This window comes from Shewanella sp. POL2 (assembly GCF_000282755.1).
In the GTDB taxonomy this organism is placed as follows: Bacteria; Pseudomonadota; Gammaproteobacteria; order Enterobacterales; family Shewanellaceae; genus Shewanella; species Shewanella xiamenensis.
The window spans coordinates 1-22640 of sequence record NZ_AKZL01000074.1 but is presented as its reverse complement, the minus strand read 5'-3'; the positions used below and the strand labels follow the sequence as shown (position 1 = coordinate 22640).

The following is a 22640-nucleotide window of genomic DNA, read 5'->3' as shown; positions in this document are numbered from 1 at the left end:
TCCCACGCGCCGCCACGTGGCAGCATCCAATAGCACTAAGCGGCACAGGTTAATCACTAACGAACTCATCGGCCTATGGTAGGCATTAAGCGCCGTGGCAAAGATAATCACAATTCCCAGCGGGCCATAGGCGCAGGGTAGCACCAGAATATAAAAACTTAACCACTCTAGCACCTGCGGATCGGTACTAAATAAATTCGCGAGTGGCTGGGCCAAAAACGCCAGCGGAATATAGAGTAAGGTTTGGAATACAAAGATAAATTTAAGCGATAGCAGCAAAGCCTGCTTCGCCCTTTGGGGTTGGCCAGCACCGAGATTTTGCGCGATAAACGGCATGAGGCTCGATGATAATGCCATCACCACAATCAACAGTACCGACTCTAAGCGCGTACCCGCACCAAACGCTGCCACCGCGCTATGGTCGATATGGGCCAGCATCGCCATAATCACCGCATTGGCGAGCGGATTGATTAAATTCATCAGGGCCGCAGGCTGGGCAATATGGGCAAGTTTACTCCAGTTGGCACGCATTCTATCGATATCAAATACCGCCCGCTCAAGCATTCGCCGCTTGATGATCAGCAAATAACCCGAGAGCGACAATGCGACAAGCCATGAGAACAGGGTGGCAATCGCTGCGCCTTGGATCTCTAAACGCGGAAAAGGCCCAATACCGAAGATAAGCAAAGGATCGAGGATTAAGTTAATCAGCGCCGCCAGCATCATAATCATCGCTGGTGAGCGAGTGTCGCCCGTGGAGCGTAAGCCTTGGTTGCCCACCATCAATAACACCAACAGCGGCGCGCCCACATACCAATACATCATATAGTCATGAATGAGTGGCAAGCTGGTTTCATTGGCGCCAAGTAAACTAAACAGTGGCTCGATAAAAATACTACCTAGAGCGGATAAACTGGCGATAAGGATAAAGGTCAGCAGCAGCGCATCGTGCAAAAATACCTTAGCTCGTGGCGCATTACCCGAGCCAATCAGCCTGCCAAGGTTAGTGGAAACGCCTGCACCAATCCCAATAGCAATGCTGGAAATAATTAACGTTACTGGAAAGGTAAAACTGATTGCAGCTAAAGGCTCTGTCCCTAATTGGCTGATAAAAAAAGTATCAGCGAGGCTAAAACCTAGAATGGTCATAATGCCAATCAAGTTAGGGAGGCTCATGTTGAGCAGTACACGACCAATTGGCGCGCTAAGCAGCCCGTGTCTGTCTTTCATGGGGAAAATAGTGCCTTGTTTGCGAGCGGAGGCGAGATTCTAGCAGGATTGTGCCCGCTTGAAAAAACCGACATCAAAAATTTGAATTTTTTTTGTAAAGGCACTTGGATCTGGCAGGGGTTAACCCCATATCACACACATCAAAGGGGAAGGCGGAAAGGCCTCCTCTTTTTCATCACAAAATCGCCTCGATTGTTGGGCATTAAATCATTAGGAGAGTTCATAGATGAATATTCGTCCATTACATGACCGCGTAATCGTTAAGCGTTTAGAAGTTGAATCAACTTCTGCGGGTGGCATTGTATTAACAGGCAGCGCCGCCGAAAAATCGACTCGCGGGGAAGTCCTTGCAGTAGGTAATGGCCGTATTTTAGAAAACGGCACTGTAAGACCTCTGGATGTGAAAGTGGGTGATGTAGTGATCTTCAATGAAGGTTACGGTGTTAAGAAAGAAAAAATCGACGGTCAAGAAGTCTTGATCCTGTCGGAAGCTGACCTGATGGCCATCGTAGGTTAATCCACGACATCAATTCGACATTCCAATTAATCATTAAAAATGTAAAGGATATTCAATTATGGCAGCTAAAGAAGTTGTATTTGGTAACGACGCACGCGTAAAAATGCTGGCTGGTGTAAACATTCTGGCTAACGCAGTTAAAGTGACCTTAGGCCCTAAAGGCCGTAACGTGGTATTAGACAAGAGCTTTGGCTCACCACTGATCACTAAAGACGGTGTGTCTGTTGCAAAAGAAATCGAATTAGAAGACAAATTCGAAAACATGGGCGCGCAAATGGTGAAAGAAGTTGCTTCTAAAGCCAACGACGCCGCCGGTGACGGTACCACTACTGCAACTGTTCTGGCACAAGCCATTGTCACTGAAGGCTTAAAAGCCGTTGCAGCGGGTATGAACCCAATGGACTTAAAGCGCGGTATCGATAAAGCCGTGATTGCCGCCGTTGCTGAACTGAAAAACCTTTCTCAAGATTGCGCTGACTCAAAAGCGATCGCTCAAGTTGGTACTATCTCTGCAAACTCTGACGAGTCAATCGGCCAAATCATTGCCACAGCAATGGAAAAAGTCGGTAAAGAAGGCGTGATCACAGTCGAAGAAGGCCAAGCGTTAGAAAACGAACTGGACGTAGTAGAAGGTATGCAGTTCGACCGTGGTTACCTGTCTCCATACTTCATCAACAAGCCAGAAACCGGCAGCGTTGAATTAGATCACCCATTCGTACTGTTAGTTGACAAGAAAATCTCTAACATTCGCGAACTGTTACCTATCCTTGAAGGTCTGGCAAAAACTGGTAAGCCATTACTGATCGTTGCCGAAGATGTTGAAGGCGAAGCCTTAGCTACGCTAGTTGTTAACAACATGCGCGGTATCGTGAAAGTGGCAGCGGTTAAAGCCCCAGGCTTTGGTGACCGTCGTAAAGCCATGCTGCAAGACGTAGCGATTTTAACTGGCGGTACTGTTATCGCTGAAGAAATCGGCCTAGAGCTTGAAAAAGCAACCCTAGAAGATTTAGGTACTGCTAAGCGTGTTGTGATCACTAAAGACAACACCACCATCATCGATGGTAACGGTGAACAAGCGCAAATCGAAGCGCGCGTTAGCCAAATCAAGCAACAAATCGAAGAATCAACTTCAGACTACGACAAAGAAAAACTGCAAGAGCGTATGGCTAAATTAGCTGGCGGTGTTGCGGTAATTAAAGTCGGTGCAGCGACTGAAGTTGAAATGAAAGAGAAAAAAGCTCGCGTAGAAGACGCACTGCACGCAACCCGTGCTGCGGTTGAAGAAGGTGTGGTTCCAGGCGGCGGTGTTGCTCTGGTACGTGTAGCTTCTAAGATTGCTGACGTTGAAGTCGCTAACGAAGACCAAAAACACGGTGTGGTTATTGCCCTACGTGCAATGGAAGCGCCACTACGTCAAATCGCGACCAACGCAGGTGAAGAAGCCTCTGTTGTGGCTAACAACGTGAAAAACGGCAGCGGTAACTACGGTTACAACGCGGGCAACGACACCTACGGTGACATGTTAGAAATGGGTATCCTTGACCCAACTAAAGTAACCCGTAGCGCACTGCAATTCGCAGCGTCTATCGCAGGCCTGATGATCACCACCGAAGCAATGGTAGCTGAGCTGCCAAAGTCTGATGCGCCAGATATGGGCGGTATGGGTGGGATGGGCGGAATGGGCGGCATGATGTAATTTTTGCTGGTTTAAATCGGTGATTACGGCGTTGCTGCTCGCTCACATACAAACAACGTATGCTACGCTCACAGCGCCTTGTACTAACACGATTTATCCTGCGCAAAAAGCATCTGTGGTCTTTAGCTTAATCGCTTAAAACCCAACTTCTTGTAAATGAAAACCCCGATACTGGTAACAGTATCGGGGTTTTGTTTTTTAGATTGGTGGCAGTGCTTTAGGCTGCCCATATTGCTTTAATTTAGCTGTCTTAAAAACATAAGTTGTTCACTACCTTTGTGTATTGGATTCCATTCAATGTCATCCATATCACCCAAATAGCGATACTCAGTAGTTGAGAAAACAACTTGAATACCATGTTTTTGGCAAAGTAATTTCAATTGAAGTATATATTTATTAAGGTCATCATTGTGTATTTCATGTTGCTTAGGCGTATCAAGTATTAATACTTTAAAGCTAAGTAATGAATTTATTGCCATTAACTCAATAAGTGCAGCATGGTATGCAAGAACTGCACGAATTTTAGTACTACCTTTCAACTGGGATACTTGTTCAGTACCTAGTACAGGAATGAAATCGTCTTTAAATGTGATATCAAAGCTAATATTTGTAGTGTGAATTACATTAAGCCATTTTATAAATAGTTCTCTTAGTTGAGATTTTATTTTCAAAATAGATGGAATGGATTCTCTATTGGGGGTATAAGACTGATATTTTTCTAGAGCTATATCTCTTTGTTTTAGAATATCTATATGAGTATTTTCTATTTTTATAAGTGAGTCAAGTTCATCTTTCTGGCTCTGCAGTGAAAAAATTTTATTTTTAATTTCTGAAATAGAATCAACTAACGCAGAAATTTCTGATTTTATAGTGTATTTGTTTCTTTCTTCAATAATACCTTGTACAACAGTCTCTAGTTGAGTTTTCTGTAATTTAAGTCTGTCTAGTTTTTCTTTATCTGCATCAGCATTTCGTTGTAGATCTTTAATTTGGTCTTTTAGATAAAGTAAGTTTTTACTATAAGAGTCAGAGCTAGATGAAAATAATCTGCATGAACTAGAACCACAAATTTCATTAAATGATTGGAATACTCTTCTAGCTTCTTCATTTAAGTTTAATGTTTCAATTTCCACATTTATTTCATGAACAATATTATTAATTCCTAGAGTTCGACTTTCAATTTCATAAATTTCATCTACCAGTCTACGAATCTCTTTTCTATTACTATTTACTAATCTATCAAGAGCTAGTAAGGAATCATCATGTGTTGCTCCTGAGGATTTTAAAGCTTCTATTTCTTGTTCAAGACTAGATATCTCGTGCAATATCTCATTATAGTTTTTAGATATTGAGTTGGCAGATTGTGTAGCAAATTTGAGCTTCAAAGCAGATGTGTTGACTCGTTTGTCTAACAATTCAAGCTGCTGCTTGGCTAAAAGCTGCGATTTCTTCATATCAAACGAGTTTTTAACTGGGAGCTTCAAGATCATTCTCATGATTTCAGAGAACTGATCTCTTATAAAATTATTTGGAGCATGATAAAGCTTAGAATAACCGTCATCTTGATCAAGATAATAAATAGGCAAGAAAGAAGCTATATATGCATAAGTAGCTGAACTATTGTTTGATACTAAAGTTGCTGTTTTTATTCCTAGTTTTTCAAATATAAATGAAGAGTAATCTTTTTCATTGTAAAAATTTGATTTTCGACCTTTACTATCAATTACTTCAATATCAACATCTCTATTATAGACTCGCTTTATATTGATTTTTTCATCATGGCACTCAACATTAAGTTCAACATGACTACAATGATTGTAGATATCATTTCTGAAAACGGACGGAAACCCTAGGCAGTATGCAATTGACTGTACTAACGGTGTCTTGCCACACCCGTTAGGGCCGTAAAGTTGAGTGATATGATCACCGAAAAAAAGCTTGTCAGATTCCCATCCATTTTTATTTATTGGAAATATCTTAATGTCTAGTAGTTTCATTCTAGTTCCAAATCTAGCTGTTTTGATATACAAATATTTCTGTATGAATTAGCAATTCTAGATAAGTTATATGATAGATCGCTATCATTGCTCATTGCTTTTGAGATAACTTTTTTACCTAGTTCAGTGACAAAAACTCTATTGGTTGACTTTTCTACTCCAATTAAATTTGTCAATTCTAAATAGCTTAAAGCTTTTACTGTACGTATTCTTAAGTTTGCAGACCAACCGATATGCTGAGCGGAACCTTTAAAACCGGGGAGACTCAACTCAATACTTTCACCAACTAATTGCCCTATTTCAGAAACAAGAGGTTTGCGTTTGTCCTTTGCTAATAATAAAATTATTATACTTATTAGTGGAAGTTGAAAAAGAGCTTCATTACTTAGAAGCTGAGAATAATGGTTATTTTTTTTCTTTGTATTAATATATATGGTTTTATTCGATATACTATCAAAAAAATCATCAAAATTCATGACTTCATCCTAACAATTTCTGATAATAGTGCCCCGAATAATAGTTCCTTATTCAAGTCAAATAATAAATCGGACTGATTGAGTTCGTCGTATAATTTAGTTACCAATTTCTTTAAGTCCTTAAGATTAATAGATGTTTCATTTTTGTATAAATGAAGTAGTGCAGATTGAACTTCAATGAAAATTGAATGAAGGTCAAACTCTGGAATTGTATGTCTATTGTTTCTAACCCAAAGATCCCAACTTGTTTTAGATTTACTGCAGTATTCAATCTGTAACTCACTTGCACCGCTAGACTCTAAAAGCCTTTGAATAATTGATGCATTTTTGATTGCTTTATCATCACCGCCTTCAACTAAAATATCATACGCACTCTTAGAAATACTCATGATTGATAATAAGTCATCAATTGATACTGCTGCTTTATTTTCAATTGATTCCGCAGTAAGCTCATGGATGGTACCTGATGATTTTCGCTCTATGAGTTCCAAAAGCTTCATGATGATCATTTTTGATTCAGTGTATTTTAATTCTATCTCACTGAACCTGTAAATTTTGTCTCTAGTAAGGCTTTCAAATGTATCATCATTTAATTTTAAATATTGAACATCAGTTTCAAACTTTATCTTTGAAAGTTTCTTTTTTATATCTTCTTCAGATATGTCAGAACTGCAGTTTTCTTTGTATATCTCTTTGAATTGTTGTAGTAATATTTGTGTAAATTTATTTTCAAACTTACCTTCATTAACGTCTTTATATAAATTTTCTACATCATCATGAGTATTGATGTTGGTCTGGAAAACAATTGAATTACAGTAAATGTCGAAAACTATCGTATGGAGCAACATTTTTCCTATGAAGCTTTCTTTTATTTTTTCTGGTTCTTGATTATTTATTTTGTTTTTTTGTGTTAACAGGCCAAATAGTTCATTGATAGTCCAGTTGTGATTTTGTTTTGAATTAGTTTTTACTTGATAAAAAATGTAACCAACTCCATTTTCCCCTATTTTCCTAACGACAAAGTCATCATGAAGATCGCAGTACACTCTATCAACTCCATCTTTGTCTAAAATTGATAATGATGCGATTGCGGCGGCTTTAGCTTGGGCTTTAAACCTACTAAATGAATCTCTACCATTTTGTTCTCTAGGACTAACTTTATGAAGCATTGAATCACCATATTATCTTTAATAATATATCGATATAAATTTTTTGTTATGTAGATTAGCAATTGCAAATTTATGATTGTGTCTTTGTAATCTGTAACTTAGCCTGTCTTATTTCCCATTCTTCTTTGCTCGTTTGATATCTCTTACCCATAGTACTGAGCCGTGGGTTTTACGCATTTCGAAGAGATCGATTGCGGCAAAGAGATCGCTGAGTTTTTTAAATCCGTAGTTTCGTTGATCGAATGAGCTATGATTGGAAATATGTGAACCAATTGGACCGAGTTGCGCCCAGCCATCTTCCTCTTCGGTTGCTTCTATGGCTTGGCGCAAAAGGTTGATCAGTTTGGTGTCACTTTTTAAATTGCATTTTTGTGGTGTCGCGGATTTGGGCTGAGTTTGCTCGGCTTTACTGACTGAGTCTGGTGCTGTTGGTGGAGGCTGAGTGATTTCTGATATCACTTCAATTTCTTCTGCGACAACTACTGGTTCAGCATCGAGGTAGAGGAAGCGAGAGCAGCTATTCACGAAAGCGGCTGGTGCTTTACGTTCACCGAAACCAAAAACGGTTTTACCATCGGCTAAGGCTCTGGTCACAAGGGGAGTAAAGTCGCAATCCGAAGAGATTAAGCAAATGATGTCTATATCCTTTGTGTAAAGAATATCCATAGCATCAATTACTAAAGCGATATCGCTGGCATTTTTACCCTTAGTTAAATCGAATTGTTGAATAGGCTGAATGGCATATTCATGCAGGATATCTTCCCATGGCTTTAGGTTCGGGCTTTTCCAATTGCCATAGGCCTTTCGAATACTGATGAGACCGTGTTTTGCAAGCTCAGCGAGTACCACATCAAACTTTCTGGCTGGCGCATTATCGGCATCAATGAACACCGCAATTTTTTCTTTATTCTGCATGTGGGTTCCAACGAATGGAGTTGTTTTACTCGTTATAAGCACGGAGGTTGGTTTTAGCTTTGGGGTTAGTGGCGGTGCTTTTATCCGAATCTGTAAGCACGCTACCGCCCATGGCACTTGCTACCAGACAGCAAATACAGATAATAAATTTAAGAAAAACAATCATAAAGCTATCAGCTTGTGGTTGGTGAAACCTTAAACTGAATCACAATTGGTTCAGAGGGGGAGCATCTTTAAGGAGAGGTATAGAATGCTTGTCCTTGCCTTGTTCGCTTTGTCGAGCGGATCTTCCCTGACTCATTTTATCGCCATTTTAATCAACGAATTTATCGTTAACACTAAATAGGCATTGATTAAGTAACATCTTAAGCATTGTTTATTAATCAAAATTTAACTTAGCGTACAGCATATGATGAACAGCGGCAATAGTGACCTGTTGCCAAGGAAAAGTTATCTCTTGGATTTTAAACGAGCCCCGATTGTTAATTTTCTAAAGATATAGAAGGAATCACTCTGCTAGTTTTGCATTAGCCCAAAATGGAACATTCATTTGTTTTTCAGTAAATCGCAGACAACACCAAAGTGACAGAAGTTCACGAGTGTCTGACGCGATAGCATAAGAACGCTTACTCCGTTAGGGGCGTCTTGGAGCATCCAAGGGCGAAGGCCAACGGCCGTTTTGAGCGCGAGATAGGGATATCGAGCTGGTAGTTTAACATGGACGTTTTTGATAGGACGAGCAGTCCTCCTTGGTCGACTCTTTATTAAAAAATCAGGGGGTGAAGCCCCACGATCTTGATTCACCTTGGCCGTAAGGCACAATAACTGTGCAACTACATAAACAAGTGTGGAGTGAAACCCCACGACGTTAATCCAAACAAAGTTTGGATAATCCACCTTGATTCTCCTTGGCCATAAGGCTACAAACCATCTTCCTTTTCTAATCAATTGTTTGCAATTTTACTGCTTGCTAATGCAAGTCACTTCTCTTGAGCTTTTGACTCAATTGTATTGAATGTAAACCTCGATAAGCATTGATGTAACTTAATGTTATCTGAATGGCTACGTTCAATGACAGTCGTCGTGATGAACACTAACTGAAGAGAATAACGGATGTTGCTGCGAGTGATTTATTCGGCGGGTGTGCTGATGCTTTTGTTGCCGGCGGTCACCCACGCCGATGAGAGCAATAAATTATTGAATATGTGCAAGGCCTGCCATGGCGAGTCTGGCATGAGTCGTTTTGAACATATTCCGAATATCGGATGGCAAAACTCGGATTATCTGTTGAAGCAGCTTCGAGCCTTTAAGGCTGGCACGCGTCAAGACCCCACTATGACTAAAGTCGCTCAGTTGTTGAGTGAGGCTGATATGCAGCAGATGGCGGAATACTTTTACCTCGGAAAGGACAAATAGCATGGATCTTAATCGTCGAGTTTTTATAAAAGGTGCGGTAGCGACGTCGGTGTTATCCGCGCTGCCGGTTAAGTGGGTATTTGCTGATAAGCTGCCTGCTGGGGTGAGTGCTTTGGATATTTCGGCATTAACCTGGACTAAGGCTGAGGACTTACCGAGTTATTTCAAAGTATTAAACACTAATCCGCTGAATGCTTATCCGCCAGAGCATATGCTTGCGCCTGCGGTGACGCCTGCCGATGTTTCGTTTATCCGCTGGAATGGCATAGTGCCTGATTTTAAGACGCTGGATGCTAAAACTTGGACTTTTACAGTGGATGGCGAGTCGGTTATCACCCCTAAAACCTACACCATTGATGAGTTAAAGCGCCGCTTTAAACATCACACCTTACAGCTATTGATTGAATGTGGCGGTAATAGTCGCGCGGGCTTTTTCCCGAGTACTAAGGGCAATCAGTGGAATAACTCGGCGGTATTTTGTTCCGAGTGGACAGGGGTGTTGGTGAGCGATGTGCTGAAGGATTGTGGTGTTAAAGCCGATGCGGTTTACACCGGCCACCACGGGGCTGATGTGCATTTGAGCGGAAAAGGTGAGGCCATTTCCCGCGGTGTTCCTATCAAGGCTGCGCTCGAAGAACTTGGGTTAATCGCATGGTCGATGAATGGTGAGGATATTCCTTACCTGCATGGTTATCCCCTACGTATCGTATTTGGTGGCCGGCCGGGATCGGTTTCGCAAAAAGCGGCAACGGGGATCAGTGTGCGTAATAAAGTCCACGACGGGCATAAAATGGAAGCGCCAGCGTATCAAGTACCTAAATATCCCATTGCACCCGGTGAGACGGTTGCTGAAAAAGACTATCGAATTATTGAAGAAATGATCGTGAAGTCTTTGATCACTCAACCGCAATCCGGCACTGAACTGGCTCAAGGGCAAAAACTAACGGTTGCGGGCCATGCGTGGGCAGGCGTGCGCGAAGTGGTGAAGGTGGAAGTGAGTTACGATTATGGCACCCGTTGGTTTGTCGCGGAGCTACAAAAACCGAAAAACGCCACCGCATGGCAGCAATGGAGCATTGAGTTGCAGCTGCCAACACAGGGCTATTACGAAATCTGGGCCAAAGCGACCGATAGCGAAGGTGATAGCCAACCGGTTGTACAGCCACAATGGAACCCTAAGGGATATATGTTTAATGGTTGCCACCGTATTGCCGTTAGGGTGGTGTGATGAGAGCGTATGTCAATAAGCTGATCATGTGTGGGCTGCTTTTCACTGGGGCGTCGTTCGCCACCGAGTATCCCGTGGACCCTCAATCGGGCCTTATTATGGCGCCCGGTTGGGAGTTGGTTAATTATCAATGTAATGCCTGTCACACCAGTATGATTGTTACCCAAAATCGCGGTGATAAAGCCTTTTGGAAAGAAACCTTGCAGTGGATGGTGGATACCCAAGGCTTATGGGACTTGTCGGATACGTGGGAGCCGACGTTGAGCTACCTCAGTACCTATTATGGTCAAGCTGAAATGGATATGACCCTCTTTAGGCGTTTGCCCCTTGACGCAAGCCAGTTACCACCGCCAGCTAAACCTGCCGCTAAGGGATCTCAATGAAAACGTTTATCGTCAGTTTGCTTGTCCTGTGCGGCTTATCCACAGCGGTTTATGCCGAAGGTTATCAAGCCGATATCGAGCGGGGTAAGGCACTGGCCACGGCCCAATGTGAGTCATGCCATGGGCTGGCGATGATCGCCATGGCCAAGCAATTCCCCAATTTAAGGGGGCAAAAACCGGCTTACCTTAATAAGCAGTTAGTCGATTTCAAAGCGGGCTTACGCCTCGATCCGTTAATGCAATCACAGGTCAGTGCATTAACGGCTGAGCAATTACAGGATGTGGCGCTGTTTTATAGTCAGCAAGACATCCCCAACCTCAGTGCAAATTAGTGCGGCTAGCCGTTTGCTTGCTGACAAGAGTAAGTTAAGCGGTTAGCATCATTGCCATCGGCTTATGGCGACGACACGGCTGGAAATGGCGTTGATAGGAGTGGCATTGATAAATCGTAGAAAAATAGCATCTCTTATTGGCGTGCTGGTGTTATTGCCAGCATGGGGATATGCCCAGCAAGCTGAGGTGAGCAAAGCTAATCACTGTCAGCCTGTCAGCGGCTCTGAACAACACTCAGATCAGTGTGAGCATAACGCGGATAATACCGCCTACGATAAATTTGATGGCGTGGTATACCGTGGCGTCATCAATACTAAGCCCGTCACGCTGGAAATTATTGGTCAAGGCAACCAATATCGAATGACCGTTGATGGCCTTGTAACATTTGGGGAGTTGAATACCGAGCGCGGCTTTGAGCAGGATGAAAACGCTTCGCTCTTTATCCTTAACTGGCAACAGCCTGAAGCAGAACAGATAAAGTTTGTGAAATTATCCAAAGACCATTCAGTACTGGTGCGGGTTGATGCCAATGGCCAGCTCGATAACACCGCAACCCTGCATACGCGATAAAATGAGTCATTGTTGTTGCGAGCGCTTGATTACAAATCAGGGGATGAAGCTGCGATTTTGATTGAGTGTATGGCTCAGAGAGATTGCTAAACATTCCCCGATATACACCGGGGAATGCTTAGCAAGTACAACAGCTTAAATTAAAACTGATAATTCACACTCAGGTTGAAATAACGCCCAGGTTGGGTGAAATCATCCTTTTGCAAGTTCATGGTGCTATTGAGCAAGAACACGGATTGGCCAGCCACATCGGCGTAGTCAACATATTCCTTATCAAACAGGTTATACACCCCAGCACGCAGATGTAGATTGTCGGTAACGTGCAGGCCCATGGTTAAGTCAAACACGGCGTAACCGGCGGTGTTGTAGACTTCGTTAAAGCTTTCTTTAGGAATACATTGGCCCATCACGCAAATATCATCGATGGTCAGGTTGATATCGTGGGTGCGGTCCATCTTATCGGCCCAGCGGACCACTGCGCCAATATCGGTTTCCATCCCTCCAATATCGCTATACCAATTCACCCCTAGGTTACCTTTTAGCGGGCTAACGCTGTTAAGGTATTGACCGTTTTCATCGGTTCCATGGGTATAAGCGATATTGCCCCATAGCTCTATGGTATCTGTCAGCCAATGGTTGGCTTGGGCCTCTGCGCCATAGAGGGTCACTTGATCGCGGTTGAAGTACTGGTATTTGAACTCCATGGGCTGCATCACCGGACCAAACACTGGCGGTTTAAAGCTGACATATTGCCAATCAATAAAGTCGACCGCGTGGGTGTAGAAGGTGGTGAGTTCATATTGAGTATCTGCATGATTGCCACGGATACCCAGTTCCCAGGTGTGGGATTGCTCAGACTTTAAGTCATAGTTGGCTTGAATGATCACATCAGTCATCGAGCCGCCATCGACCTCTAACTCACCCCATTTTTGATCGGGCGTAGGCATTTTATAGCCATAGGCATATTGGGCGTAGGCACTCACTGTGTCGGTAAGTTTATAAACGAGCCCCACTTTGGGTGACCAAAAGGTGTCGCTCATTACCGCAAAGTCGGCTGGATCTTTACCTGCTTCCATCGCTTGTTGTTGGTCGGGGCTGTTACGGAAATAGTCATAACGTAGGCCGCCAATCAGGTTTAAATCACCATTTAACAGGGTGATATCGTCCTGCAAAAATAGCCCTAAACGGTTGCTATCGGTATCGGCAAAGGTAAAGGGGGTTTCGGTTTGCCAATCACCGCCGCTGCTAGCGATATTGTTGTTGCGATGGCGCATCATTTTGGACCATTCATAGTCCATCCCATAGGTGAGCTGATGGCCGTATCCCTCAGCGCCTAGGTATTTGCTAAAGGTACTGGTTAATCCAAGCCGTTGATCTTTAAATTTATAGTCGCGATATTCGGTAAGTGGGCGATCTAGTTTGAGTAAATCAAAATAATCACGGTGTTCGAGTTGCTCCGTTTGGCCAAAATAGGCGGTAACGGTCAAATCATCGTGTAAATACGTGGCTTTATCGGAGCGCAGTTGTAAGGCACCGTTGATCACTTGGGTATCGCGATCGGTATCAATCCGCTCCTGCAGTACTTGGGCACGATTGAGCTTATCTTCCCAGCGTTCTAGCGTTTGCTCTAGGTAGTCGAGGGTGAGCTGCACCGTGGTGTGCTCATTAAAACGGTATTTACTCTTGAATAGCAGGCTGTCTTGTAACAGATCGCTTTCAGGCTGAGTATCAAAGTAGTTAGGTAACTCTTCGCCTTTGCGGTGCTGATAGGTGAGCAAATTCTCAAAATCGCTATAGGCCGCTGCGCTGGTAAAACCGCCGGAGTATTCGTTATTGATGCCTGTGTAACCCGCATTGAGCGACACATAATAATCTTCGCCCCGCAGGTAGTCGCTGGCATCTTTGGTGCGCATCACTACCACGCCACCGAGGGCGTCTGAGCCGTACATAGTGGATGCAGCGGCTTTAACTACTTCAATTTGCTTAAGACTTTGCACTTCAGTTAAACCGCGGCCTGTGCCTTCAGCACCAGGGCCTAACGGCGAAGCATACTGGTTATTTACCCGTACACCATCTTTTACCATCATGACTCGGTTGCCGCCGATACCGCGAATGGTTACTGAGGTCGGTTTGCCTGCTCCGCCCTTGATATCGACAGCCGATTCGTTACGGAACAGGCTACCAAAGTCATTGCTCATATTACGTTCGATGGCTTGTTCATCTATCACCAAAATAGAGCCTGCCACCTGTTCAATTTTTTGTTCCATACGGGAACCTGAGACCACAATCACTTCTTGAATAAGTGGTTTAGATTGTTCGTCTGCCCAAGCGGGCAATGCACTTGCGACGGCAAGGGCACATAGACTGAGCGGCAATGGTTTCATCAATCACCTTTTTATAAATGAGAATTGTTCTTACCTTGAATATGCGCGATAGCTTATATGGAATTTACCTTGAGGTCAGGTTTTAATTGCCATAATGTGATCGATGCAAAGCCTGTGAATGATGTTTTTAAAGGGAATTATCTATTGAGCCAGTTAACTTGTCAGAGTGTAGAGTAAAAGGATTGTCAGATGAACGAAGAGCAATATGAAAAAGGGCTTAAGGTGCGCCGTGCTGTGATGGGTGACAGTTTTGTCGATAAGGCCCTTAGCAGCGCAACGGATTTTACCCAGCCATTACAGGCGTTAGTGACTGCCAATTGTTGGGGTGAAGTGTGGTCCCGCGAGGGATTACCGCTGCAAACGCGCAGTTTAATCACCATCGCAACCTTAGCGGCACTAAAAGCGCCAGCTGAGTTAAAAGGCCATGTTCGCGGTGCCTTGCGAAATGGTTGCACAGTTGCAGAAATACAAGAAGTACTCTTACATTCAACCGTTTATTGCGGTATGCCGTCGGGCATTGAAGCCTTTAGAGCGGCAAAGGAAGTAATTGAAGAGTGGCAAGCTGAACAGGCCAAGGTGTCGGAGCAGTCTTAATGTTAGACCCGTGTGGCATGTATCCTTTGAGCCATCGGATGTGGCACACATCACCTGATGTGTGCGTACTTAGGATACCTTGCCAGAACGAGGGGATGCTACTCGCTCGATGTTCAATGTTCGATGTTCAATAAGTGTGGCCTGAGTTTTTGCCTGTAGCTTGCGGCTCACACTCAGGCCAAGGCTTGTTATAGCCGCGGATCGGCCGATTGACTCTCTACTTGGCCAATAACAGTGATATCACTCAAGTTTGATAGTTTGCCCCACTGCTGAATGGTCATCATGCCGATGATTTCCTGGGCGGTGAAACTTAAACGTATGCCGTCTTTGCGGTATTCCTGCGGCAGATTTTTAGGCAATATTTTTTGGCCGTTATCGGCGATAATTCCCCAAAAACCCCCTTCTAAATTGAGATATCTTACAGTGCCTTGTAGCATCATACCTTCTCCTTTAGGTGAAATACTTGGCTTGTTAACACCTTGTTTAGCCGCTTGTTGTTGCTGACTTTCGCGCTTATCCATATTGACCGGATTAATCTCTGCGGTGCTTGCTTGAGGCGTGCTTGTTTGTGAAGTGGTTTGCGCAGCGGGTTTGTCCATACCCTGCGCATGTTGCGCTTGAGTTTGCTTTTGACAACCCAACAACAGTGCGGGCAACAGTAGTGCAAATAGACGAATAGGTTGGCGCATCTTGATTCCTTTCAATCACTTTTGGCTATTGATGGCGTGTTGCAACACTCTAGCAAATATTGTCCGCGAGGGGCGATAAGGTTTTTATATCTTTGTGTAGCAGTGTGAAAGGGTAGAGATAACAATTTGAATATAAAGGCAAAGCCAATGCTGCTTTGCCTTTATAAGCCGATTGGCTGGGATAAATTACTTTTGTAGCTGCGCTTTAGCGGCTTCAACCTTGGCGAAATCTAAACCCAGCTCGAGTACCGCTTCTTTAATCACGGCGGGATTTTGCATTACCAGAGCCATCAGTTGTTGCAGTTTTTCAGGTGGAATACCGAGCTGGCCAATAATGCCCATCGCCATCAGGGGATTATCGGTTAATGCTTGAAAAAGCTCGTTAATTTTTGCATCAGTGACATTGTGTTCTTTTAAGATGGCAATAATCGGATTCATTGCAATACCTTATCAACGTTAACGGAAAACGGCCGCTATGCTATCACAGATAGCTAAACCTTTTGGATGAACAATTTTATACCATAGTCATTCCCTATAAGTTGACTACTAATACAGTATGGATTTCGGTAAGTGGCAACTTTCTTAATGCTTTCATAAATTAACCATCGTTAATCTATTTTCGCGATTCCATTCATCGGTATTAATCGTTTCAATTACTTAGAAGCCTGTCATTAGACTGCAATCTCGGTTGTGTTAACGGCATATGACAATTTTGCCTTGGAGTAACACAACGATAAGGATTGCTGTATGCCGTCAAGCAGCAAGCGGATGGCTCATTGTTAATACAAATCAATGGGCCGAACAGGACGAAACTAGGTAACTATCATGAAAATAAACACCCTTCCTACGCTATCGGCGTTAACTTTGGCTATGTCTCTCGCATTGGGGGCGGGAACGGCCACAGCGCAAGAGCAAGTCACAGGTAATCAATTTTGGTGGCCTGAAAAATTAAATCTCAGTCCATTACGTCAAAATGCGATTGAATCCAATCCCTATGGCAGTGATTATCACTATGCCGAAGCCTTTAAAACCTTAGATCTCGATGCGGTAAAAAAAGATATCAAAGCCTTGATGACAGAGTCTCAGGACTGGTGGCCCGCCGATTATGGTCACTATGGGCCTTTCTTTATCCGTATGGCGTGGCATAGCGCGGGCGTATACCGGATTTTTGATGGCCGCGGTGGTGCTGCGGGTGGCCAACAACGTTTTGAACCCTTAAATAGCTGGCCGGATAACGTGAGTTTAGATAAAGCGCGCCGTCTGTTGTGGCCTATCAAGCAAAAATACGGCAGCAAGCTGTCTTGGGGCGACTTGATGGTGCTAACGGGTAACGTGGCATTAGAGTCGATGGGCTTTAAAACCTTTGGTTTTGCGGGTGGTCGTGAAGACGACTGGGAAGCCGAAATGGTCAATTGGGGCTCAGAAAAAGCGTGGCTCGATAGTAAAAGACGCAACGAAAAGGGCGAATTGGCTAAACCTATGGGCGCGACCCAAATGGGCTTAATTTACGTTAACCCAGAAGGCCCGAACGGAGTGCCCGATCCCTTAGCTTCGGCAAAAGAAATCCGCGATACCTTTGGCCGTATGGCGATGAATGACGAAGAAACCGTTGCCTTAATCGCTGGTGGTCACACCTTTGGTAAGGCGCACGGCGCACACGATCCCGCAAAATGCGTGGGTGCCGATCCGGCCGCAGCAGGCATTGAAGAGCAAGGTCTAGGCTGGAAAAACAAATGTGGTAAAGGCCACTCTGAAGACACTGTTACCAGTGGTCTGGAAGGGGCTTGGTCATCCAACCCAACCAAATGGACCATGGAATATTTAACTTGGCTGTATACCTTTGACTGGGTACAAACCAAGAGTCCAGCGGGCCATATCCAATGGACGCCAGCCGATGATAAGGCGGCAAATCTAGTACCCGATGCCCACTTACCGGATAAGCGCCACGCGCCGATTATGTTCACTAGTGATATCGCGTTGAAGGAAGATCCTATTTATCGCGAAATCACCACGCGTTTCCTGAAAAATCCTAAGGAGTTTGAGCTAGCCTTCGCTAAGGCGTGGTTTAAGTTAACTCACCGCGATATGGGGCCAAAAGCGAGATATTTAGGTGCCGATGTGCCAGCAGAAACGCTGATTTGGCAAGATCCTATTCCTGCCCTTGACCATCCGCTTATCGATAACGCCGATATTAAAGCCTTAGGCAATAAGATCTTAGCATCTGGGTTAACAGTGCCTGAGTTGGTGAGAACCGCATGGGCGTCGGCAAGTAGCTTCCGTGATACCGATATGCGTGGCGGGGCAAATGGCGCGCGCATTCGTTTAGAGCCTATGATGAACTGGCAGGCCAACAATCCAAAAGAGTTAGCTAAGGTGTTGGCTAAGCTTGAGAAAGTCCAAAAAGACTTTAACGGTTCGCTCAAGGGCGGCAAAAAAGTCTCTTTGGCTGATGTGATTGTGCTTGGCGGTAGCGTCGCGGTTGAGAAAGCCGCCAAAGAGGCGGGAGTGATGATTTCGGTGCCATTTACCCCAGGTCGAATGGACGCCACACAGGCGCAAACTGATGTGAACTCCTTTGCGGTGCTTGAACCTGCGGCTGATGGTTTCCGTAACTATTACTCAAAAGACAACAGCTTGTCTCCCGCTGAGATGCTGATTGAGCGGGCCAATATGCTCAACCTGACCGTGCCCGAAATGACGGTGCTGGTGGGTGGTTTGCGTGCGTTGGATGCCAATAGTGCTGGCGTTAAGCACGGTGTATTTACCGATAAGCCAGGTGTGCTGAGCAATGACTTCTTCGTTAACTTACTCGATATGTCGACTAAGTGGAGCAAGTCGGCCAAGCAAGAGGGCATCTACGAGGGGCAAGACCGTAAGAGCGGTAAGCTTAAGTGGACAGCAACCCCAGTCGATCTTATCTTCGGCTCTCACTCTGAATTGCGCGCCGTGGCTGAAGTGTATGGCGCACAGGATGGTCAAGACAGATTCGTGCAAGACTTTGTTAAAGCGTGGAATAAAGTCATGAATGCCGATCGCTTCGACATCTAAAGTGAGCGGTTAACCTCAAGCCCATCCGCGCGTTTTCGTCGGGTGGGCTTTTTTATTTTTGTGGGTAATCAGTGTTTGAGCGATTGCTGGCTGGCATTCCATTCTGCTTATTTACTCAGTAGTATCAATGCCATGACAAATTTTACGCATATTCAGTCGAGTCAATGTTAATCGGGTTGAATACCTAAGGAAGTGGGATGGGTAATAGTGCTACGTACGGGGATAAAACGCTTGTTGTAAAAGGGTTGCGCTACGGTCGTGGCAATGAGCTGCTAGTCGTTGAAGATTGGCAGTTAATGCCGATGCAACATTGGGCCATTTTTGCGACCGACAGCTATAGCGGCTCACTCCTTGGGCGAATATTAGCGGGTGATATACAGCCTGATGAAGGCGAGATATCTGGATTACCGTCGCGAATTGGTTGGGTGTCACTCGGTTTACAGCAGGCATTACTTGAACGTGAGCTAGCAAAGGATGAACTCGACTATGGTTCAACGGTTGAATCATTAGTGCTGGAATCTTGTCTGCATACTGAACGTTTGAGCACCTTTTTACAAAAAGTGGAACTCGAACATTTAGCGCAAAGAGGATTTAGACAGTTATCGACTGGTGAAACCCGGCGGGTGATGTTAGCGAGGGCACTGGCAACTGAACCTGAGTTATTGATTTTAGATGACCCTTACGCTGGGTTGGATAGCGAGCATCAACTCAGCCTATCACGGCTGTTAGTTGAAATTGCCGAATATACTCAGTTGCTTATTATCACCTCCCGCCAAGAAGAGTTACCACCCTGTGTTAGCCATGTGGCACTGTTTAATAGCGATATGCTCAAATCGGGTCAGCATGTGCATCAACTCAGTACACCTATGTCGATTGAGCAGTGGCATAGTCACCCTGTGATGGCGCATCTAAATGCACTTTCGGCCAGCCGCAGTGCCGAGCTTTTAGCGCTGATGGAGCGTCAACGTCACAATGCTGAAGCCTTTGATCCCTTAGTTGAGATTAAAAATGGCAAGGTGGAATATGTTAGCGGCTTGATTTTTAAAGGTGTGAATTGGCGGATTAATGCGGGCCAACATTGGCAAGTGCGCGGGCCAAATGGTTGCGGTAAGAGTACCTTACTCGGGCTGATTTTGGGCGATCATCCCCAATGCTACAGTAACGATATCACCCTCTTTGGGCGTCCACGAGGCAGTGGTGAGAGTATTTGGCAAATAAAACAACGGATTGGCATAGTGTCATCGGCCTTGCATTTGCAATACCGAGTGAGTTGTTCGGCGCTCGATGTCTTGTTATCGGGTTTTTACGATTCTATCGGCCTGTACCATAAGCCCACTAAACCTCAGGTCGATTTGGCGAAGGAATGGCTAGCGATACTGCATATGAGTGAGTTTGCCAGCACGGGTTTTAAGCAATTGGATTACGGCCAGCAGCGGCTATTGCTTATAGGCAGGGCCTTGATTAAACAGCCGTTATTGTTGATTTTGGATGAACCCTACCAAGGGCTCGACTTTATCAATCGCACTTTGGTAATGCGGGCGCTGAATATGATTGCCGAGCACCATCTTAGCCAATTGCTTTATGTCTCCCACCATAGGGAAGATGCCTTGCCAGCCATTAAAAACTTTGTCGATTTTATCAAACAGGAAGAAGGTTATTCGGTCGAGATTAGTGAGGGTGCCGATGTGTAACTCGAATTAGCTATCGAGCCGAACCTTATCATCATGGTGAGTAAAACTGTGATAACAACCTCGGTTTAAAAGTGATAAATGACCATAATAGTTTTTGGCGTACGCCAAAAACTATTCAAAGGGAGCGTCAATACTCGATTGCTTTCTAACATTTGCCCCTGAGGTGCAATTACAAATGCCCAGACCCAAAAAGTGCCGTCAATTATCGAGTTGTGTGCCCTGTAGTCTGTTTAAACCTAATGGCATACCAGCGGCTAACTTATCCCAAATCCTTTTAGCTGCCGACGAGTTTGAAGCCTTGGAGCTTGGTGATGTGCAGCGCTTAAGCCAGCTTGAGGCCGCAGCGCAAATGGGGATCTCGCGGCAAACCTTTGGTTATCTGCTCGCCAGTGCTCGCCAAAAAGTGGCGACCGCCATCACCCAAGGGCTGGTGCTGAAATTACCTATTTCAAACGATAAGGACCCAATATGATTATCGCCCTGCCTATTAGCCGTGGACGGCTTGCCAGCCATTTTACTAAGGCGCAGCAAGTCCATTTTTATGATGAAAATCATCAGCTTTTACTTTCTATCCCGAACCCCGCCCTTGGCGGCAATTGCCAAGATAAAAAAGCCTTGTTAGATGCCATTCGCGCCCAGCACACCAGCATTGTGGTGGTGCAACATATTGGTGAGCGTATGCTTGGTAAGTTACTCGATGCAGGGATCAGTGTGAGCCGAGGGGATAATCAACTATCGATTGCCACGCTGCTTGCTCAGAGTAAAGAGGTGAATTTGCGCTTAACCGAGGCATCACAGGGGCGTGCATCCCTAAAACATTTAGCCAAGGGCGGATGCTGTGGTGCTAAAGGAAGTTGTGGCTGCGGCGGTAAGGCAAAGACAACTCAAACCTTGTTGAGCATGACTCAAGCGCAGCCAAGCTTAACCTTAGCTAAACCCATCGCATACAGTGGTTTTAGATTATCAAAATAGTCATGGCGTTATTGTAGGTGCGGAATAAAATTTGATACTAAACAATCAATTACCCCTGTGAGTACCGTTTAGATTAAACATGACCCAAAATAAAGATTTATACTAATTGCTACTACTCAGTCCGAATCGAGCTACAACCGAGTATTAAAGTATCATACTCGTTGTAGCTCACTTCGGGACAAAAGCGAAATAGCCTTTTATCTACTCAGGAAGTTTATTACCATTGTTTCCAAAGTGACACGCCGCCTCTTTATTTAACATGAAGTATCCCTATAGGCTCGACGGCGACATCTGCGGTACAGGATGTACTAATGCAGCGATCACATGGATGTGAATGAGCTGCCATGTCGCCGACGGTCACTGTAGACCCAATGCTAATTTTAACTATCCATTTGCTATATGTACGTAAAAAGCACCAGCTGTATGCCTGCAAGTGATTGTTATACCTATATTTGCTTAAGATCATTACGCATTTGTTCTCGCAGTTCTTTCGCCTTGCTTTTGGCTAGCTCACCAACTCTCATAAGCTCAGCTTGATTCTCCGCCGCCAAGTCTTGGTTATTCTCTATCGTTATTTTGACCAAATCTGACATCATCTTTCCAGATATCGAAAAAAGCTGATCGTATAACTCCTTGATTTCGTCAAGCAACACTGCCACTTCGTCACTTGCCGTTAAACGAAGGCTATTAGTCTCGGACTCAATAACTCGAAGCTCTAGGAATCCGTCTCGAGTTATTTTTGATATTTCCTCAGAAAATCTAATAGTTGCAGTTGTTGCCTCAGCTTCATCGTTACGATCACAAGCATGCAAATACGATGACATAAACTGATTCATTATCGGGAGGAATACATTTTGATAATCAGTTTGGTGCCTATTGTGTATGGCATCAATGTGTCTGAAATATGATTCATATTGCGCTGCCTTCATTTCGAAGACTTTTTTTCTCCGTTCTAGATCAAGATCAAACGATTGCTTAACTGCAATAAGCTCTCGTTCGTGACGCTTCTTATTAAAATATAGAAAAGCTAACCAGAGTGCATTTACTACCCCAAATGCCCACGCAGCATATTCAGGTTTCTCTGAAATTATTTTGAATAATTCTTCCATTCTCGAAAATCTACTTTAGGTATAACGTCTTAGTATTTATGCGCTGCGCTGTTCCAAATAAATCGAGCAAATAAATCGAGCCACCCATTTTAAATCAATAACATAATGCACTTTCCGTTTACCTACAACTTGTAAAGTTAATATTGTTCAAAAAAGAACCATCAAAAGTCACAGGGATAGCATCTGAGGTAATAAATTGAGCTAATTCCTTAAAAAATAGTGT

Annotated in this window: 21 protein-coding genes; 12 read left to right on the top strand and 9 right to left on the bottom strand. The window is 44.2% G+C overall.

The features are described 5' to 3' along the window. The coding region (locus SHEWPOL2_RS17030; protein ID WP_037430016.1) for an MATE family efflux transporter at nt 1-1230 on the bottom strand (1230 nt) is incomplete at its 3' end. Nucleotides 1231-1456: 226 nt separating this feature from the next. On the opposite strand from SHEWPOL2_RS17030, the gene SHEWPOL2_RS17025 reads away from it, so the two are divergent. Beyond that, nucleotides 1457-1747 (top strand): co-chaperone GroES, encoded by a 291-nt coding sequence (locus tag SHEWPOL2_RS17025; RefSeq protein ID WP_011071021.1) that lies wholly within the window; start codon nt 1457-1459, stop codon nt 1745-1747. Nucleotides 1748-1805: 58 nt separating this feature from the next. Continuing rightward, a complete protein-coding gene (gene groL / locus SHEWPOL2_RS17020) occupies nt 1806-3443 on the top strand; it encodes a chaperonin GroEL (RefSeq protein ID WP_037430013.1) in 1638 nt (545 codons plus the stop codon). A gap of 236 nt (nt 3444-3679) precedes the next feature. Here the strand turns inward: groL and SHEWPOL2_RS17015 are convergent, their stop codons facing one another. The 4 genes from SHEWPOL2_RS17015 to SHEWPOL2_RS17000 all read right to left on the bottom strand — a co-directional run bounded on the left by SHEWPOL2_RS17015 (nt 3680) and on the right by SHEWPOL2_RS17000 (nt 8000). Beyond that, complete coding sequence (locus tag SHEWPOL2_RS17015) at nt 3680-5440, bottom strand: ATP-binding protein (protein WP_037430010.1); 1761 nt, start codon at nt 5438-5440, stop codon at nt 3680-3682. Then, nucleotides 5437-5916, bottom strand: a complete 480-nt coding sequence (locus SHEWPOL2_RS17010) for a hypothetical protein (RefSeq protein ID WP_037430007.1) — start codon at nt 5914-5916, stop codon at nt 5437-5439. The genes SHEWPOL2_RS17015 and SHEWPOL2_RS17010 overlap by 4 nt, the downstream gene beginning before the upstream one ends. Then, the gene (locus tag SHEWPOL2_RS17005; RefSeq protein ID WP_037430005.1) at nt 5913-7085 is read right to left on the bottom strand and encodes a dsDNA nuclease domain-containing protein; all 1173 of its coding nucleotides are present in this window, start codon (nt 7083-7085) and stop codon (nt 5913-5915) included. The genes SHEWPOL2_RS17010 and SHEWPOL2_RS17005 overlap by 4 nt, the downstream gene beginning before the upstream one ends. Before the next feature lie 108 nt (nt 7086-7193). Next, the gene (locus SHEWPOL2_RS17000) at nt 7194-8000 is read right to left on the bottom strand and encodes an NYN domain-containing protein (RefSeq protein WP_037430001.1); all 807 of its coding nucleotides are present in this window, start codon (nt 7998-8000) and stop codon (nt 7194-7196) included. A 1113-nt stretch (nt 8001-9113) separates the two neighbouring features. Between SHEWPOL2_RS17000 and SHEWPOL2_RS16985 the strand changes: the two genes are divergently transcribed. The 5 genes from SHEWPOL2_RS16985 (at nt 9114) to SHEWPOL2_RS16965 (ending at nt 11930) form a co-directional block, all read left to right on the top strand. Continuing rightward, nucleotides 9114-9416: a cytochrome c gene (locus SHEWPOL2_RS16985; protein ID WP_037429997.1), complete on the top strand. Its 303-nt coding sequence runs from the start codon at nt 9114-9116 to the stop codon at nt 9414-9416. 1 nt (nt 9417) lies between these two features. Beyond that, the gene (locus tag SHEWPOL2_RS16980) at nt 9418-10644 is read left to right on the top strand and encodes a sulfite oxidase (RefSeq protein ID WP_037429995.1); all 1227 of its coding nucleotides are present in this window, start codon (nt 9418-9420) and stop codon (nt 10642-10644) included. A gap of 26 nt (nt 10645-10670) precedes the next feature. After that, nucleotides 10671-11027, top strand: a complete 357-nt coding sequence (locus tag SHEWPOL2_RS16975) for a cytochrome C (RefSeq protein WP_231640339.1) — start codon at nt 10671-10673, stop codon at nt 11025-11027. After that, a complete protein-coding gene (locus SHEWPOL2_RS16970) occupies nt 11024-11359 on the top strand; it encodes a c-type cytochrome (protein WP_037429989.1) in 336 nt (111 codons plus the stop codon). Before SHEWPOL2_RS16975 ends, SHEWPOL2_RS16970 begins: the two co-directional genes overlap by 4 nt. Before the next feature lie 100 nt (nt 11360-11459). Further along, entirely contained in the window at nt 11460-11930 is a 471-nt protein-coding gene (locus SHEWPOL2_RS16965; RefSeq protein ID WP_239000518.1) for a hypothetical protein, read from the top strand. Nucleotides 11931-12070: 140 nt separating this feature from the next. Here SHEWPOL2_RS16965 and SHEWPOL2_RS16960 read toward each other — a convergent pair whose 3' ends face one another. Further along, nucleotides 12071-14314 carry a TonB-dependent hemoglobin/transferrin/lactoferrin family receptor gene (locus SHEWPOL2_RS16960; RefSeq protein WP_037429987.1) on the bottom strand — a complete coding sequence of 748 codons (2244 nt, stop codon included), beginning with the start codon at nt 14312-14314 and terminating at the stop codon, nt 12071-12073. 189 nt (nt 14315-14503) lie between these two features. Here SHEWPOL2_RS16960 and SHEWPOL2_RS16955 point away from each other — a divergent pair, with 189 nt between their 5' ends. Continuing rightward, nucleotides 14504-14908 carry a carboxymuconolactone decarboxylase family protein gene (locus SHEWPOL2_RS16955; RefSeq protein ID WP_037429985.1) on the top strand — a complete coding sequence of 135 codons (405 nt, stop codon included), beginning with the start codon at nt 14504-14506 and terminating at the stop codon, nt 14906-14908. A 188-nt stretch (nt 14909-15096) separates the two neighbouring features. Here the strand turns inward: SHEWPOL2_RS16955 and SHEWPOL2_RS16950 are convergent, their stop codons facing one another. Both SHEWPOL2_RS16950 and SHEWPOL2_RS16945 read right to left on the bottom strand, forming a co-directional pair. Then, entirely contained in the window at nt 15097-15597 is a 501-nt protein-coding gene (locus SHEWPOL2_RS16950) for a hypothetical protein (protein ID WP_037429983.1), read from the bottom strand. A 186-nt stretch (nt 15598-15783) separates the two neighbouring features. Further along, the gene (locus SHEWPOL2_RS16945; RefSeq protein WP_037414210.1) at nt 15784-16035 is read right to left on the bottom strand and encodes a DUF2999 family protein; all 252 of its coding nucleotides are present in this window, start codon (nt 16033-16035) and stop codon (nt 15784-15786) included. 387 nt (nt 16036-16422) lie between these two features. Here SHEWPOL2_RS16945 and katG point away from each other — a divergent pair, with 387 nt between their 5' ends. From katG to SHEWPOL2_RS16925, 4 genes are all read left to right on the top strand, one after another. After that, nucleotides 16423-18645: a catalase/peroxidase HPI gene (gene katG / locus SHEWPOL2_RS16940; RefSeq protein ID WP_037429981.1), complete on the top strand. Its 2223-nt coding sequence runs from the start codon at nt 16423-16425 to the stop codon at nt 18643-18645. A 197-nt stretch (nt 18646-18842) separates the two neighbouring features. Next, complete coding sequence (locus SHEWPOL2_RS16935; RefSeq protein WP_037429979.1) at nt 18843-20336, top strand: ATP-binding cassette domain-containing protein; 1494 nt, start codon at nt 18843-18845, stop codon at nt 20334-20336. A 175-nt stretch (nt 20337-20511) separates the two neighbouring features. Beyond that, nucleotides 20512-20808 carry a DUF134 domain-containing protein gene (locus SHEWPOL2_RS16930; protein ID WP_037429976.1) on the top strand — a complete coding sequence of 99 codons (297 nt, stop codon included), beginning with the start codon at nt 20512-20514 and terminating at the stop codon, nt 20806-20808. Continuing rightward, complete coding sequence (locus SHEWPOL2_RS16925; RefSeq protein WP_037429974.1) at nt 20805-21308, top strand: NifB/NifX family molybdenum-iron cluster-binding protein; 504 nt, start codon at nt 20805-20807, stop codon at nt 21306-21308. Before SHEWPOL2_RS16930 ends, SHEWPOL2_RS16925 begins: the two co-directional genes overlap by 4 nt. A 446-nt stretch (nt 21309-21754) precedes the next feature. Here SHEWPOL2_RS16925 and SHEWPOL2_RS16920 read toward each other — a convergent pair whose 3' ends face one another. Next, nucleotides 21755-22417 carry a hypothetical protein gene (locus SHEWPOL2_RS16920; RefSeq protein ID WP_037429972.1) on the bottom strand — a complete coding sequence of 221 codons (663 nt, stop codon included), beginning with the start codon at nt 22415-22417 and terminating at the stop codon, nt 21755-21757. Nucleotides 22418-22640: the final 223 nt, after the last annotated feature.